10 protein-coding genes are annotated in these 14,771 nt (G+C 67.5%); 7 read left to right on the top strand and 3 right to left on the bottom strand.

Annotated features, from left to right (window positions below):
* The first annotated feature begins 1 nt into the window (after position 1).
* The gene (locus HUT07_RS09995; RefSeq protein ID WP_176020813.1) at positions 2–922 is read left to right on the top strand and encodes a phosphoglycerate mutase; all 921 of its coding nucleotides are present in this window, start codon (positions 2–4) and stop codon (positions 920–922) included.
* Between the two features lie 117 nt (positions 923–1,039).
* Here the strand turns inward: HUT07_RS09995 and HUT07_RS09990 are convergent, their stop codons facing one another.
* The gene (locus HUT07_RS09990; protein WP_176020812.1) at positions 1,040–2,083 is read right to left on the bottom strand and encodes a DUF1176 domain-containing protein; all 1,044 of its coding nucleotides are present in this window, start codon (positions 2,081–2,083) and stop codon (positions 1,040–1,042) included.
* 122 nt (positions 2,084–2,205) lie between these two features.
* On the opposite strand from HUT07_RS09990, the gene recJ reads away from it, so the two are divergent.
* Positions 2,206–3,963: a single-stranded-DNA-specific exonuclease RecJ gene (recJ, locus tag HUT07_RS09985; RefSeq protein WP_176020811.1), complete on the top strand. Its 1,758-nt coding sequence runs from the start codon at positions 2,206–2,208 to the stop codon at positions 3,961–3,963.
* An 84-nt stretch (positions 3,964–4,047) separates the two neighbouring features.
* Here recJ and HUT07_RS09980 read toward each other — a convergent pair whose 3' ends face one another.
* Complete coding sequence (locus tag HUT07_RS09980; RefSeq protein WP_176020810.1) at positions 4,048–5,097, bottom strand: DUF1176 domain-containing protein; 1,050 nt, start codon at positions 5,095–5,097, stop codon at positions 4,048–4,050.
* Between the two features lie 133 nt (positions 5,098–5,230).
* Here HUT07_RS09980 and HUT07_RS09975 point away from each other — a divergent pair, with 133 nt between their 5' ends.
* The gene (locus tag HUT07_RS09975) at positions 5,231–8,110 is read left to right on the top strand and encodes a VIT domain-containing protein (protein ID WP_176020809.1); all 2,880 of its coding nucleotides are present in this window, start codon (positions 5,231–5,233) and stop codon (positions 8,108–8,110) included.
* Between the two features lie 102 nt (positions 8,111–8,212).
* Here HUT07_RS09975 and HUT07_RS09970 read toward each other — a convergent pair whose 3' ends face one another.
* Entirely contained in the window at positions 8,213–9,424 is a 1,212-nt protein-coding gene (locus HUT07_RS09970) for an acyltransferase family protein (protein ID WP_176020808.1), read from the bottom strand.
* Between the two features lie 197 nt (positions 9,425–9,621).
* Here HUT07_RS09970 and HUT07_RS09965 point away from each other — a divergent pair, with 197 nt between their 5' ends.
* The 4 genes from HUT07_RS09965 to HUT07_RS09950 all read left to right on the top strand — a co-directional run bounded on the left by HUT07_RS09965 (position 9,622) and on the right by HUT07_RS09950 (position 14,703).
* Positions 9,622–10,464, top strand: coding sequence for a LytTR family DNA-binding domain-containing protein (locus tag HUT07_RS09965; protein WP_176022518.1), 843 nt, complete (start codon positions 9,622–9,624; stop codon positions 10,462–10,464).
* Between the two features lie 90 nt (positions 10,465–10,554).
* Positions 10,555–11,680 (top strand): peptide chain release factor 2 gene (gene prfB / locus HUT07_RS09960; RefSeq protein ID WP_176020807.1). Its coding sequence is split into 2 segments (ribosomal slippage): positions 10,555–10,629 and positions 10,631–11,680, totalling 1,125 coding nucleotides; the frame shifts between segments, so codons are not numbered across the junction.
* A gap of 99 nt (positions 11,681–11,779) precedes the next feature.
* Positions 11,780–12,562: a helix-turn-helix transcriptional regulator gene (locus HUT07_RS09955; RefSeq protein ID WP_176020806.1), complete on the top strand. Its 783-nt coding sequence runs from the start codon at positions 11,780–11,782 to the stop codon at positions 12,560–12,562.
* Positions 12,563–13,311: 749 nt separating this feature from the next.
* On the top strand, positions 13,312–14,703 hold the full coding sequence (locus HUT07_RS09950; protein WP_176020805.1) for an NAD-dependent succinate-semialdehyde dehydrogenase: 1,392 nt from the start codon (positions 13,312–13,314) through the stop codon (positions 14,701–14,703).
* Positions 14,704–14,771 lie beyond the last annotated feature (68 nt).

Genomic DNA, 14,771 nt, shown 5'->3' with positions numbered 1-14,771 from the left:
CGTGGCGACGGCGACCCTGCTGTTGCCGGCACGCAGCCGCTTTGCGGTGGCTGCATTGCCGGATGATGTGGCGCGTGCCCTGGGCCGCGCCGCCACCTCGCAGGGCGACGCCGGTGAGCGTGCGCAGCTGCTGCGCCACTTCACGGTTGCCGCGCCGCAATGGCCGGTGGCCGCGTTGACCCGTCAGCGTGACGTCGGCGATGCTGCCGGCGCCTGCTGGCTGCGTGCGGACCCGGCCTGCATGGTGCCGGACATGCACGGCGCGCGCATGATGGGCCACGGCGAAACGCTGCGGCCCAGCCTGGCCGATACGCTGGCCTTGCTGCCCGTATTGCAGCCGTTGTTTGCGGATGCGGGCTTCATTCTGGATGCCCCCGATCCGTCGCGCTGGTATCTGCGGCTTCCCATCGGTACCGAGCTGCCGGAGTTCGACAGCCCCGACGAGGTGCTGGGCGATGACCTGTTCTCGCACCTGCCGCCCGGCGACGCGGGCCGTCGCTGGCGCGCGTTGATGACCGAGGCGCAGGTGCTGCTGCACACCCATTCGTGGAACCAGCAGCGTGCGGCACAGGGCCAGCAGCCGATCAATTCGCTGTGGTTCTGGGGTGGTGGCGTGATGCCGGTTTCGGTCGCCACGCCGCACGCGCAGGTGCGCAGCCGCGACGCATTGCTGCAGGGCCTGGCCCAGGCCGCAGGCGTAGCGGTGGACGGCGAACAGTCAGTCGATGCATTGGTCGACCTGCGCCAGCTGCGCTCGTTGCAGCAGCTGGGCAACGACGCCATCCGGCCGCTGTTGGCCGCGCTCAAGCGCGGCGAACTGCAGCGGCTGGTGCTGGACTTCGAGGACGGCCTGCAGTTCCAGCTGGACAGGGGCCAGCGCTGGCAGTTCTGGAAGAAGCCACGGCAGTTGCACGACGCCTGAGGCAATGCAGTAGCGCTGGGCCAAGCCCGGCGGGTGAGGTGATGGTCGTGCCGTGCTGCTGGGCTGAAGCAGCTGGCGCAGGCCTTCGCCTTCGCCCAGCCGCGAAAGGTCGCGCGCTCAACGAACCTCGCTGACCAGCGTCGGCAGGGTCCAGTGCCCGCCCGGCACGCCACGACACAAGCCGGTGCTGAACACACTGCTGGGCTGGAATCTGCGGCCATCCCATACCCAGTCCGAGCCGGAAACGCAGTCACCGATGCCGCGGCCCTTGTAGCGTGCGTACAGCGTGCGCTCCTCGTGCGAGAAGCCCTCTGCCTCCAGTGTGACCACCTCCACTGCGAAAGGTGGCTGATCGCGTGTGATCCAGAAACCATTGCTGAAGTTGTACGCGCCCATCTGGCACAGCGCCTGCACCAGCACGTGACTGTCGTCCAGCCGCTGGATCACCATTTCCGGGGTTCCCGTGTACTCGATCAGGCGTGGGCAGTCGTCGCTGTCGCCGAGCGTGGCAATCAGCGCGTCGCGCAGCGCTTTGCTGCCGCCCAGCACGCTATCGCCGGGGCGAGTGGCCGCCAGCACGCCGCGCATGATCACCGGCTTGGCCGCTGCGGCCGGCACGCTCGCCTCGGCACGCGTGCCACGCCGTACCAGTGCACCGGGCGTGCCCACCCGCCCTTGTGCCTCGTCCATTTTCAACAGCACTGCGGCGGCACCATGATCGGAGATCGGCCAGCGCGTGCCCCTGCTGTCGACCACCTCGATGCGGGCCCGGCCGGGCAGGGCGGCGAGCAGGGTCTCAACCTGCGCCGGCCGCAGCGTCACTGCTTCGTCGGCCCCGGTGTCCTGCACAGCGCCCAGATCACGTCCATTCACCTGCAGGCGCATCTCACCTTCAGGCATCGCACTTTCGCCATCCTCACCGACCCGCAGCCGCGCCTTCACTGCCGTGCCGGGACCGCCAGGGCGTTCCAGCATCAGGCCCAGCAGGCTGTCTGCGTTCTCCGGGCCATAGCCGGCGGCGCGGCAGGTGCCGGTGTTGTCGCAGGCCAGGAACCAGTCGTGGTGCACGAACTCGATACCGGGTTCCAGCGGTGTGTTTCCGGCGTGGCTGGCGAGCGGCAGCAACAGGCTGGCAATCAATGCGGACAGCGGGCGGTACATGGCGAATTCCGTTTCAGAAGCGAACAAGCATGGGCGATCACCCCGCCTGCGCCAAGCCCGCGCAGAGCCTGACAAGCCGAGCGGGGTATTATGCGCGGGTCTTCCGTAACCCGGCGATGCCGATGTCCCTTGCCGCCGATGCCGTGCCGTCGACCTGTGATACGCCGATGATCCGCCGTCGCGATGCCGTCGCGCCTGGCAGTTGGCCGGACGGCACGCTGCCATTGTTGGCCCGCCTGTATGCCGCACGCGGTGCGTACACGCCGGAGCTGGCGTTGCCCAAGCTGGGCAATCTGCACGCGCCCGAGCTGCTGACCGGTATCGATGCGGCCGTGGACCTGCTGGTCCACGCCATCGCCGCCGACAAGCGCATCCTGGTGGTCGGTGATTTCGACTGCGACGGCGCAACCGCCTGCGCGGTCGGCGTGCGGGGTCTGCGCATGCTCGGCGCGCAGCATGTCTTCCACGCGGTGCCCAACCGCATGGTGCATGGCTATGGTCTGTCACCGTCGCTGGTGGACGAACTGGCCGCGCTGCAGCCGGATCTGCTGGTCACCGTCGATCACGGCATCGCCTGCCATGCCGGCGTGACCGCAGCCAAGGCGCGTGGCTGGCAGGTGCTGGTGACCGATCACCATCTGCCCGGCCCGCAGCTGCCACCTGCAGATGTCATCGTCGACCCGAATCTGGACGGTGATGCCTTCCCCAGCAAATCGCTGGCCGGCGTGGGCGTGATCTTCTACGTGCTGATGGCGCTGCGCCGGCAGATGCGCGAAGCGGGTGTATTTGCCGATGGCAAGGGGCCGGACCTGACCACGCTGCTGGACCTCGTGGCCGTGGGCACCGTCGCCGATCTGGTGGTGCTGGATGCCAACAATCGCGCCTTGGTCAGCGCGGGACTGCGGCGGTTGCGCAACGGCCAGGGCTGCGTCGGCCTGAAAGCATTGATCGAAGCCAGTGGTCGCGACGCTGCACGACTGACCGCCACCGACATTGGCTTCGGTCTTGGCCCGCGCTTGAATGCGGCCGGTCGCTTGGAAGACATGGCGCTGGGTATCGCGCTGCTGCTCACCGAAGATCCGCGGCAGGCCCGCGACATCGCGCAGACGCTGGAGCAGATCAACGCCGAGCGGCGTGCGGTGCAGCAGTCGATGACCGATGACGCCGAACAGGCGCTATCGAAGGTGGTGCTCGATACCGCAGGGCAGCGACCGGTGGCGGCCTGCCTGTTCGATGCGGATTGGCATCCTGGCGTGGTTGGCCTGGTTGCGTCGAAAATGAAGGATCGCCTGCATCGTCCGGTGATCGCGTTTGCGCCGGCTGAGCCGGGTGCCGACACCCTGCGTGGCTCGGCCCGTTCGATTCCCGGCCTGCATATCCGTGACGCATTGGCGCTGGTCGATGCCCGCCATCCCGGTCTGATCGAGCGCTTCGGCGGTCACGCAATGGCGGCCGGCTTGAGCATGCGCCTGGATCATCTGGCCGAGTTCGAAACCGCGTTCGTCGCCACCGCGCTGGAAATGCTCGACCCGGCCGCACTGCAGCAGCAGGTGCTCAGCGACGGCGAACTGGCAGCGGACGAGCTCGATCATCGCCATGCCGATGCACTGCGCCTGGCCGGGCCCTGGGGACAGGGTTTCCCCGAGCCGCTGTTCGACGGCCACTTCGAAGTGGCCAACTGGCGCGTGCTGAAGGAACGACATCTGAAGCTGGAACTGCGCCTGCCCGGCGTACCGGGCACGATCAACGCGATCCACTTCGGTGGCTGGCACGGCAACGCGCCAGGCAGGCATGTCCACTTGGCCTATCGCCTGGCCTGCGATGACTATCGCGGTGGCAGCGCGATCCAGCTGATCGTCGAGCACTGCCTGCCCGCATGAGAAAAGGGGACGGAGGGGATCAAGTCGCTTGTGCCTTGTTTGCCATTTGCGACCTGATCCCCTCCGTCCCCTTTTTCGGTGAGGTCAGCGGACCTCGCTTACCCGCGTCGGCAGTTCCCAGGTCCCACCGGGAACGCCGCGGCACAGGCCGCCGCTGATCGCCGAGGTTGCGACGAAGCGCGTGCCATCCCAGGTCCACGTTTCATCCGACACGCAGTCGGCCAGGCCGCGGCCCTTGTGCGAGGCGACAATCTGCCCGTCGCCGTAGTCGATCGCATCGCTGGTCACCCACTGCGGCTGGTAGGGCGCTTTCTCGCCGATGACCCAGTAGCCATCGCCGGTGTTGTAGGCGGCGCGCCAGCAGGGAACATTGACCAGCAGATGCTTGGCATCCAGACGTTGGATCTGCAGCGGCGAATTGCTGATCGGAGAATCCGGGTCGGTCTCGAGCAGGCCTTCGCAGCTGGGCCCTTCGAGAGTGGCGCGCAGCGCTGCACGCAGCGCCGGTGAAGCGGCCAGCTTGGCAAACGACGGGTCGTCCGGCGGCGTCGACAAGGTCGCTGCCTTGCGCACCACGGGTTTGGCAACGGCGGCAGGCACGCTGCTTTCGGCAGCCGTACCCTTGCGCATCACCGCGCCCGGCGTCCCCACGCGGCCCTGGAACTCATCGGTCTTCAGCAGCACGGCCGCTGCGCCCTTGTCCGACAACGGCCACGCACGGCCGCCGGCATCGACAACGGTGATGCCGCCATCGCGCACCAGTGCCGTCAGCACTGCGGTGGTCTGCGTTGGGCTCAGCACGTAGGTGCCCGTGTCCTTGGCCGGCAACAGCACGCCGAGGTCACGCTGCTGGATGCGCAGATGCAGCGCGTCCTTCGGCTGCGGTTGGTCGTCGATCGGCTGCAATGACACGCGGCCGCTGATGGCTTGATCGGGGCCGCCCTTCCGGGTCAGCTGCACGCTCAGGGTGCTGTCATCGCTGCTGGCATAGCCGGCAGCGCGGCAAGTGCGGGTGTTGTCGCAGGCCACGACCCAGTCGTGATGCTCGAAATACAGCCCTGCAGGCGCATCGGCTGCGCCGGCGGCCAATGGCCAACACAGGGCCAGCAGGGTGGGAAGCAGGGGAGAACGCATGGGCATCCTTGCACGGGATCGGGAAGTCGCACATGGTGCGCCCAGGGGCGGCCAAGAGCCAGCATCGAATCGCGTTAACCCCATCCACCTGTCTGGTGCGTTCTAGCATTCACGATCCCACTGGAGTCCTGTCATGGTCTTCGCCCGTTGCTGCACCGTACTGTTGTTGGCCCTGGCAACCTGGCCGGCATTGCCCCAGGCATCGCGCCGCCCGGCACCGCCGATGACGTCGACGCCGTTGCTGATCGCTCCTGCGGCAGAACAGCCCGTGCAGCTTCGGCAGGCGCGCATCGAAGGCGAGGTGCAGGCTGGCATTGCCCAGACCCGGATCACCCTGGAGTTCCACAACCCCAATCAGCGCGTGCTGGAGGGCGAGCTGCAGTTCCCGCTGGGTGAGGGTCAGCAGATCACCGGATTCGCCCTGGACATCAATGGCGAATTGCGCGAAGCGGTGCCGGTGCCCAAGGACCGCGGTCGCCAGGTGTTCGAGGAGATCGCCCGTCGTGGCGTCGACCCGGGCCTGCTCGAGCAGACCGCCGGCAACCAGTTCCGCCTGCGCGTGTATCCGCTGCCGGCCGGTGGCAGCCGCCGCGTGCAGCTGGTCGTACGCGAGCCGCTGGCATACGCCGGGCAGGGGTGGCGTTGGACACTGCCGCTGCAGTTCGTCGCCGGCGCCGCTGCTGTCGAACTGGACGTGCAGGCACCGAAGGGTGCTGACACTGGCAGCGCACCGTTCCGTATCGCCGATGGCCGCCTGCACTGGCAAGGGCGCGGCGCACAGTTGCCGGCCCAGCTGCAATGGACGCTGCCGGCCGAGCGCAAGGCGCAGGTGCAGGTTGCCCGCTGGCAGGACGGTCATTACCTGCTGGCACAGCTGCCGGTGCCGACGTCGGCCGCGCCGCGCCGCGTGCCGTCGGACGTGGGGCTGCTGTGGGATGGTTCCGGCTCCGCTGGCCAGCGCGACCGCAGCCGCGAGTTCGCGCTGCTCGATCGCTACTTCGCTGCGATGGGCGAAGGCAGTGTCGCGTTGACGGTGCTGCGTGATCGTGCCGAGCCGCTGCGTCGTTTCCGTATCCGCGGCGGCGACTGGAGTGAACTGCGCCGGGCATTGATGGCGGTACAGCCGGATGGTGCCAGTGCACTGGCGCAGTGGCAGCCCCAGGCCGAGGTGAAGGAATACCTGATGGTCAGCGATGGCCTGCTGACCTACGGGCCGGAAGCGCTGCCCGCGTTGGCTGCCGACCAGCGCCTGTTTGCGGTCAGCAGTGCGGGTGCACGCACCGATGCCATCCGCCTGCGCGGTTGGAGCGAGGCGCATGGCGGCAGTTTCGTGGCACTCGGCAGCGATGTCGATGCCGCCGCACGCGAACTGCTGTCGGTGCCGCTGGATGTGCAGATCGATGCCGGCCGTGGCGTGCAGGATGTGGTGATCGACCGCCGCAGCCAGGCCCAGGGCTGGCTGTGGTTGCATGCGCGTCTGGCAGCCGAAGGCGTGCCGATGCGGGTGCGCGTGGCCGGTGGCGAGTGGCAGGCGCTGCCCGCGACGCAGAAGAACCAAGACGGTGATCTGCTGGCTGGCCTGTGGGCCCAGGCGCGCCTGCAGCAGCTGGGCACCGACCGACGTGGCAACCGTGAGGCGATGCAGTTGCTGTCGCAGCAGTTCAGCCTGGTGGGCCCGGACACCTCGCTGATCGTGCTGGAAACCCTGGACGACTATCTGCGCTACGCGATCCGGCCGTCGGGCGAGCTGCGCGCCGAGTATGACCAGCGCTTCGCGCGGCAGGTGGCAGATCGCGATGCGGCCGACCGCCAGCGCCTCGACAAGGTGGTGACGCAGTGGCAGCAGCGCCAGCAGTGGTGGAACCGCAGCTGGCCGAAGGGCGCACCGCCGCAGGCCGATTCGAAGGCGCTGGAGGTGGCGGCCGGCGCGCCGCCGGCACCCGTGGCGATGCTGGCTGCTCCGGTGCCGGCAGCAGCGGAGATGCAGTTGAATGCAGCCACGGCGCGCCAGCGTTCGGTCGCGCGTCCCGCACCGGCACCGGCGCCAATGCAGGAAGCGGCCGCCGATGCGATGGCGGCCGAGCCTGCCGCTGCCAACGACGGTCGGCTGGGAATCAAGCTGGCTGCGTGGCAGCCGGATTCGCCGGTTGCCCGCCGCCTGCGCCAAGGGCCAGCGTCGCAACTGTACGACCGCTATCTGGCCGAGCGCGATGCGCACGCCGACAGCAGCGCGTTCTTCCTCGACGTGGCCGACCTGTTGTTCGAACAGGGGCAGCGCGATCTGGCCCTGCGCGTGCTGTCCAACCTGGCTGAGATGGACCTGGACAACCGCCACCTGCTGCGCGTGCTCGGCTATCGCCTGTTGCAGGCCGATGCCCCGGCGCTGGCGGTGCCCGTGTTCGAGCAGGTGCTGGCGATGGGTCAGGAGGAACCGCAGAGCTTCCGTGACCTGGGCCTGGCGCTGGCCGCAGCGGGCAAGTCGCAGCAGGCGCTGGCGCCGCTGTATCAAGTGGTCGTGCGGCGCTGGGATTCTCGCTTCGACGGCATCGCGCTGATCGCCCTGGATGAGCTGACCAACCTGGTAGCCGGCAGCAAGCCGCGCCTGGATACCCAGGGCATCGACCCGCGCCTGCTGCAGGCGATGCCGCTGGACCTGCGCGTGGTGCTGGCCTGGGATGCCGACAACAGCGACATGGACCTGTGGGTGACCGACCCCAACGGTGAGCGCGCGTACTACGGCAACCGCCTGACCTATCAGGGTGGGCAGATGTCGCAGGACTTCACCGGCGGCTACGGCCCGGAACAGTTCTCGCTGCGCAACGCCAAGCCCGGCAGGTACAAGGTGGAGGCGAACTATTTCGGCAGCCGCCAGCAGCTGGTGACCGGCGCGACGACGTTGATGCTGCGCCTGACCACCCACTGGGGCACGCCGAAGCAGAAGGACCAGAGGGTGACGATGCGGCTGAAGGATCGCGCCGAGACCGTGCTGGTGGGCGAGTTCGAGGTGCGTTGATGGTTCGGACGCCGGTGTAGCGTCGAGCTTGCTCGACTGCTTCGCTGTAGAGCCGAGCCTGTGCTCGGCTCATGGCACAAGCAGCCGAGCGTGGGCTTGGCTCTACAACCGTGCTGTTGCGGCGCGTGCGATCGGTGACTCTGGTGGATCGGCACGCAACCCGAACAGCGGCCGCAGCCAGCGCACGCGCCGCACCAGCAGTTCGTGGATCAACAGGCAGCCGCCGACCGTACCGATGATCACCAACGCTGGCTCCAGCCCTGCGCCCAACCGCAATGGCCGCAGCCAGTACAGCAGAAGGATCAGGACCGTCTGGTGCAGGATGTACCAGCTGAAGACCGCCTCGCGGCAGTAGCCCAGGCCACGCCAGGGACGCGCAAGCAGGACCTGCGCCCAGCCGAAGATGGCCAGCAGGGCACACCAGGTGTACAGCGCGCGGCCAACGCGCTCGGTCTGCGCCCAGGGCAGGGCCAGCACCCAAGCATCCAGATCGCCCACATGCGGCATCCGCGCCAGTGCGCGGATGCCCAGTTCGACAGTCAGCCCGATCAAGGCCAATACCAGGGTCAACCGCCGGCCGCGCACCAGAAGATCCCAGCCACGCTGCCAGCGCGCTGCGAGGAAGCCGCCAAGGAACAGGGGCAGCGATTCGGCGTGGACGTACAGGTCATTGACCAGCGCATGGGTTGGCGGGTGCGCGGGCAGGATGACCAGCAGTGCCCACGCCAGCCACAGCACCGGCAACAGCAGGCTCAGCGTGGCGATCCAGCGGTCGCCCAGATGCAGATCCGGCAGGCGGTGGCGTAGCGGCCGCAACACGCTGGCCAACAGGATCGCCAGCAGTGTGTAGGGGATCAGATAAGCCAGGTACCACAGGTGGTTCCAGGTGAAGCCATGGGCGGCGCCGCTGAAGCTGGCGCCCGGCCACGGCCGGAACTGCCAGTAGCGCCACAGGAAGGCGCCGAGTCCCGGCGCGGCGTCACCCTTGTCCACCGCCTCACAGTAGGCCTGCAGGGAAACGACCGCGACGATGCCGAACAACAGCGGCAACAACAGCCGCCAGCCGCGCCGCAACGCGAAGCGCCAGCGGCCGTGAGTGGGCAGGCACAGGCCGAGTGCAATGCCGGAGATCGCGAACAGCAGCGGCATGCGCCAACGATTCAACGCGATCATCGGCCACTGCAGCCACTCAGCGGTGTGGACGCTCTTGAGGTGGAAGTCCCATCCGGCCACGTAGGCCATGGCCACGTGGTAGAGGATCAACAGCCCGAAGGCGCCGATGCGCAGGGTGTCGAGATCGTGGCGGCGAGTCATGGCGGTATCCGTGTTGGCGTCTTCGCAGAGTGGAAGTCCCGATGGGTTGTCGCCAGCAGGAGGGGGCGGCTGGATGCCCCGCAGGGCCCAGTGGCGGGGCTGGGGGACGAATGGCGTACGTCACCGGGGCTGTGGTTGGCGATAATCCAGCGATGGACGAGCACAACCAGCAGGACCCACAAGTGCGTGGCGAACGAATGGTCAGCAGCAGGCAAGGACGGCAGGCAGCCGTGTTCTGGGGCGTGCTGTTCCTGGGGACGGCGGCGGCCAACGTGCTGGCCAAGGTGATGATGGCGGCGCGGGACGGACTGCCCTCGCAATGGATGGCGACGACGATCGACGAGTTCAGCAGTGCGCTGGTGTCGCTGCTGCTGTTGGCGCTGTTGATCCGTGCCGCCTCGCGTTGGCCGCTGCACGCCGACACCTGGCGGCAGCGACTGATGCCATACCTGCTGGGTGCGGTCGCGTGGTGGCTGCTGCACGTAAGCGGGATGGTGCTGCTGCGCAAGGCCGCACACACCCTGTCGGGTAGCCACTACACCTTCGGGGACTGGCCGGCACAATGGTTCTACGAATTCTTCAAGGACATCCAGACCTACGCGCTGCTGGTCTCGGCGGTACATGCGGTGGCCTGGTTCGGTCGTCGCCGGCAGGGTGAAGCGACCCTGTTGGCCGCCCCCGACGAGGGCCCGCCGGTCGAACCGGTCGATCGACCGGACCATTTCCTGGTGCGCAAGCTGGGCAAGGAGTTCCTGGTGGCCACGGCCGACGTCGAGTACGCCCAGGCCGCCGGCAACTACGTGAACCTGCGGGTGCGCGGCCATGACTACCCGCTGCGGATCACCATGGCGGTGCTGGAAGCGCGGCTGGACCCGGTTCTGTTCCTGCGCAGCCATCGCAGCTGGCTGGTCAACCGTGACCAGCTGCGCTCGATCGAGCCACTGGACGGCGGTGAAGCCTTGCTGCACATGGCTGACGGGGCCCGGGTGCCGTGCAGCCGGCGGCAGCTGCCATTGCTGCGGCAGGCGCTGGGCGGGTAGGGCCGGGGCAGTACGAACCTGGCTTTTGCGCCTGTTCACCCCGGGCTGCGGTATCATTTGCAGTCATCTTTTGAATGCAAAACCGCCGACATGATCGAACTGAATCCTGTCCGCCAGCGCATCGCCGATCTGACCGATCGCGTGTTGTCGCTCCGGGGGTATCTTTGACTACGACGCCAAGAAAGAGCGTCTTGAGGAAGTAACGCGGGAGCTGGAAAGCCCCGACATCTGGAACAACGCCGAATACGCCCAGAACCTGGGGCGCGAGCGCTCGACCCTGGAGAAGACCGTGGGCGGCATCGCCACGGTGCTGGAGGGCCTGAGCGACGCCACCGAACTGCTGGAGCTGGCCGAGTCCGAACAGGACGAGGACACCGCGCTGGCCGTGGTGGCCGACCTGGACAAGCACCAGGCGCACGTGGAGAAGCTGGAGTTCCAGCGCATGTTCTCTGGCCAGATGGACACCGCTCCGGCGTTCGTCGACATCCAGGCCGGCGCCGGTGGCACCGAAGCCCAGGACTGGGCCGAGATCCTGCTGCGCATGTACCTGCGCTGGTGCGAATCGCGTGGCTGGAAGACCGAGCTGATGGAAGTCTCCGGTGGCGACGTCGCGGGCATCAAGTCGGCCACGCTGCGCGTGGAAGGCGACTATGCCTATGGCTGGCTGAAGACCGAGACCGGCGTGCACCGCCTGGTGCGCAAGTCGCCGTTCGACTCGGACAACCGTCGCCATACCAGCTTCACCTCGGTGTTCGTGTCGCCGGAAGTGGACAACAACATCGAAATCGACATCAATCCGGCCGATCTGCGTACCGACGTGTACCGCTCCTCCGGTGCCGGTGGTCAGCACGTCAACAAGACCGAGTCGGCGGTGCGTATCACCCACATCCCGACCAACACGGTCGTGGCCTGCCAGACCGGCCGCAGCCAGCACCAGAACCGCGACAACGCGATGAAGATGCTGGCCGCCAAGCTGTACGAGCTGGAAATCCAGAAGCGCAACGCCGAGCGTGATGCGGTGGAAGCCACCAAGTCCGACATCGGCTGGGGTAGCCAGATCCGCAACTACGTGCTCGACCAGAGCCGTATCAAGGACCTGCGCACCGGCATCGAGCGTTCGGATACGCAGAAGGTGCTCGACGGTGACCTGGACGAGTTCGTCGAGGCCAGCCTGAAGGCCGGCCTGGCGGTCGGCTCCAAGCGCATCGATGCCTGATGCGTGCCCGGCGACAGCGGTGCCATCTGCTGGCCGGGCCCTGCGTTGCGGGACGTCATCGGCGTCCCGCAGCGCCGTTGAATCCTGCAGGGCAGGGCGATGATGCGCAGTGAAGCCGAACGCAAGGAACTGGGTGGGTTTCTCAAGGCCTGCCGCGCGCGGGTCGAGCCAGCAACGCTGGGGCTGCCAGCGGGGCGCAGGCGCACACCGGGCCTGAAGCGCGAGGAAGTCGCGCTGGCGATCGGGGTCAGCGTCAGCTGGTACACCTGGATCGAACAGGGCCGGGAAGTACGCGCCTCGCCCGAGGTGCTGGAGCGCTTGGCGCAGGTGCTGCGGATGAGCGACGACGAGCGCGCCTACGCATTCGCGCTGTCCGGCTACGGGGTGCCGCTGGAATCGCCCGACGAGACGGTGACCGACGGCCTGCGCCAGCTGGTGGAGGCGATGCAGCCGATCCCCGCCTACGTGCGCAACACCCGATTCGACATCCTGGCCTGGAACCCGGCCATCGCCGAACTGTTTGTCGACTACGGTCAGCTGGCGCCGCATGAGCGCAACACGCTGCGGCTGATGTTCCTGTATCCGCCGTACAGAACGTTGATCCTCAACTGGGAAGAAATGACCCGCGGCCTGCTGGCCAGCTTCCGCGCGGCGATGGCGCAGGCGCCGGACAAGGCGCCGTTCCTGGCGCTGGCCGAGGACATCGGCACGCACAGTGAGCAGTTCCGTGAGTGGTGGCCGGAGCACGATGTCCGTCGTTTCGACGAAGGCGCCAAGAAGCTGAACCATCCCACGCGAGGGCTGCTGGACCTGCAGTACGTGGCGCTGGTGCCGGAGAGCCGGCACGACCTGTCACTGGTGACCTACCTGCCGCGCAGGTAGAGGGTGTTCGGCAGGGCTGCGCCCTGCACCTGCAGAGGCCAGGCCGAAGCAACAGCAACAGCAACAGCAACAGCGGGTTTTCCGTGAGTTGGCGGGGCGGTGTCGGATTGCGGGGACGCCGTGAACCCATCCATGGGGGCTTGGCCGCGGCATCCATGCCGCGGACACCCCGCAATCCGACACCGCCCCACCTCTGACAGATTTCGGCGATCTGGTAGATCCACGCCATGCGTGGATGCTTTTCGATTTCGATTCGAGATATTCGATCTCGATGGAAATTCATCCACGCATGGCGTGGATCCATGTGTCGACCAAGGTCGACACCCACCAACAGCAGCGGGAAATTGTCGAAGGCGGGGTGGGTCCGGTTGCGGGGGCGTGAGCGCCATGGGCCCGAGGCATGCCTCGGGCGGGTTGGGCAGGACGCCCAACCCCGGTCTTGCCGTGTGCGCAGGACAGCGCACACGAGCAAGGCGCGACCGAGCCTACATGGACGTATTCACGGCGTCCCCCGCAGCCGGACCCACCCCGCCATGCCACGGAATGCGGCCGTTGCTGTTGCTGTTGCTTCTGCCGTTGCTGTTGCCTCTGCGGGTGCAGGGCGCAGCCCTGCCGGGAACCCCACCCCATTCAGGCAGGTAAGTGCAGGTCACAGGATAAACAGACGCCTTGTTGCCTTTGCCGATCAGGTCCACATTCCTTGTCAGGAAACGGGCAGCCGCCCGTTGTCGAGACAACAGGAGACCTGCATGTCCGCGTCCCCCGCAGCCCCCGCTGCCATTTCCCGCGATCCGGCCACCGGCCAGCAGATCGCCAGCCATCCCTTCGCCAATGCCGCGGAACTGGAAGCCATCCTTGACCGCGGACAGGCCGGCTTTGCAGCCTGGAGTGCGCAGTCACTCGAGCAACGCGCAAGCGTGCTGCGGGCGATGGCCGCCGTGCTGCGCCGTGACCGTGAACCCCTGGCCGCGCTGGCCACCGCCGAGATGGGCAAGGTCCACGCCGAGTCGCTGGCCGAGATCGAGAAGTGCGCGGTGCTGTGTGACTGGTACGCCGACAACGGTGCGGCCTTCCTGCGCGACGAACCCACCGCGGTGGCCGACAACAAGGCCTATGTCTCCTACCTGCCGCTGGGCGTGGTGCTCGGCATCATGCCGTGGAACTTCCCGTACTGGCAGGTGATGCGCGCGGCCGTGCCGATCCTGATGGGTGGCAATGGCTTCCTGTTGAAGCCGGCCGAGAACATCGTCGGCACTGCTGGGCTGCTCGCGGCTGCGTGGCGCGATGCGGGCCTGCCCGATGGCACCTTCATCGCCGCCAACATCAGCCGCGAGGGCACCAGTGCCGCCATCGCCGATGATCGCATCGCCGCGGTGACCCTGACCGGCAGCGTCGCCGCAGGGCGCAGCATCGCTGCGCAGGCTGGGCAGGCCTTGAAGAAAGTGGTGCTCGAGCTGGGTGGTTCGGATCCGTTCATCGTGCTGGCCGACGCCGATCTCGATGCAGCCGTCGATGCCGCCGTCGCCTCGCGTTTCCAGAACACTGGGCAGGTGTGCATTGCCGGCAAGCGCATCATCGTCGAAGCGCCGGTGTACGAGCGCTTCGTGGCGTTGTTCTGTGAGCGGGTGCAGGCGCTGACTGTCGGCGATGGTCGCGAGGCCGGCAACCGGATCGGCCCGATGGCCCGCCAGGACCTGCTTGAACAGCTCGATGCGCAGGTTCGCGCTTCGGTCGAGGCCGGTGCGCAGCTGCTGGTGGGCGGCAAGCAGCTTGATCGCCCCGGCAGCTTCTATGCGCCCACCGTACTGGCAGGCGTCGAGCCGGGAATGCAGGCCTTCGACACCGAGACCTTCGGGCCGGTGGCGTCGATCAGCCGCGCGCGCGATGCCGATCATGCGGTGGAACTGGCCAACCAGAGCGAGTTCGGCCTCAGCGGCAATCTGTGGACGGGCGACCAGGCTCGTGCGATGCAGCTGGCACGCCGGCTGCAAACCGGTGGCGTGTTCGTCAACGGCTTCTCGGCCTCCGATCCGCGCGTGCCGATTGGCGGCGTGAAGAAGAGTGGCTTTGGCCGCGAGTTGTCGCACTTCGGCATCCGCGAATTCGTCAACGCGCAGACGGTGTGGTTCGACCGCCGTTGACGCGGGCCATCCACTGTTCCTGTCAGCATCCCAGCAACGTTCCATCATCACGCACTGCGAGAAGGACG

It is taken from the genome of Stenotrophomonas sp. NA06056 (genome assembly GCF_013364355.1).
In the GTDB taxonomy this organism is placed as follows: domain Bacteria; phylum Pseudomonadota; class Gammaproteobacteria; order Xanthomonadales; family Xanthomonadaceae; genus Stenotrophomonas.
Note: the sequence above shows the minus strand (reverse complement) of the source record. Positions and strands in the feature narration are given on the sequence as shown.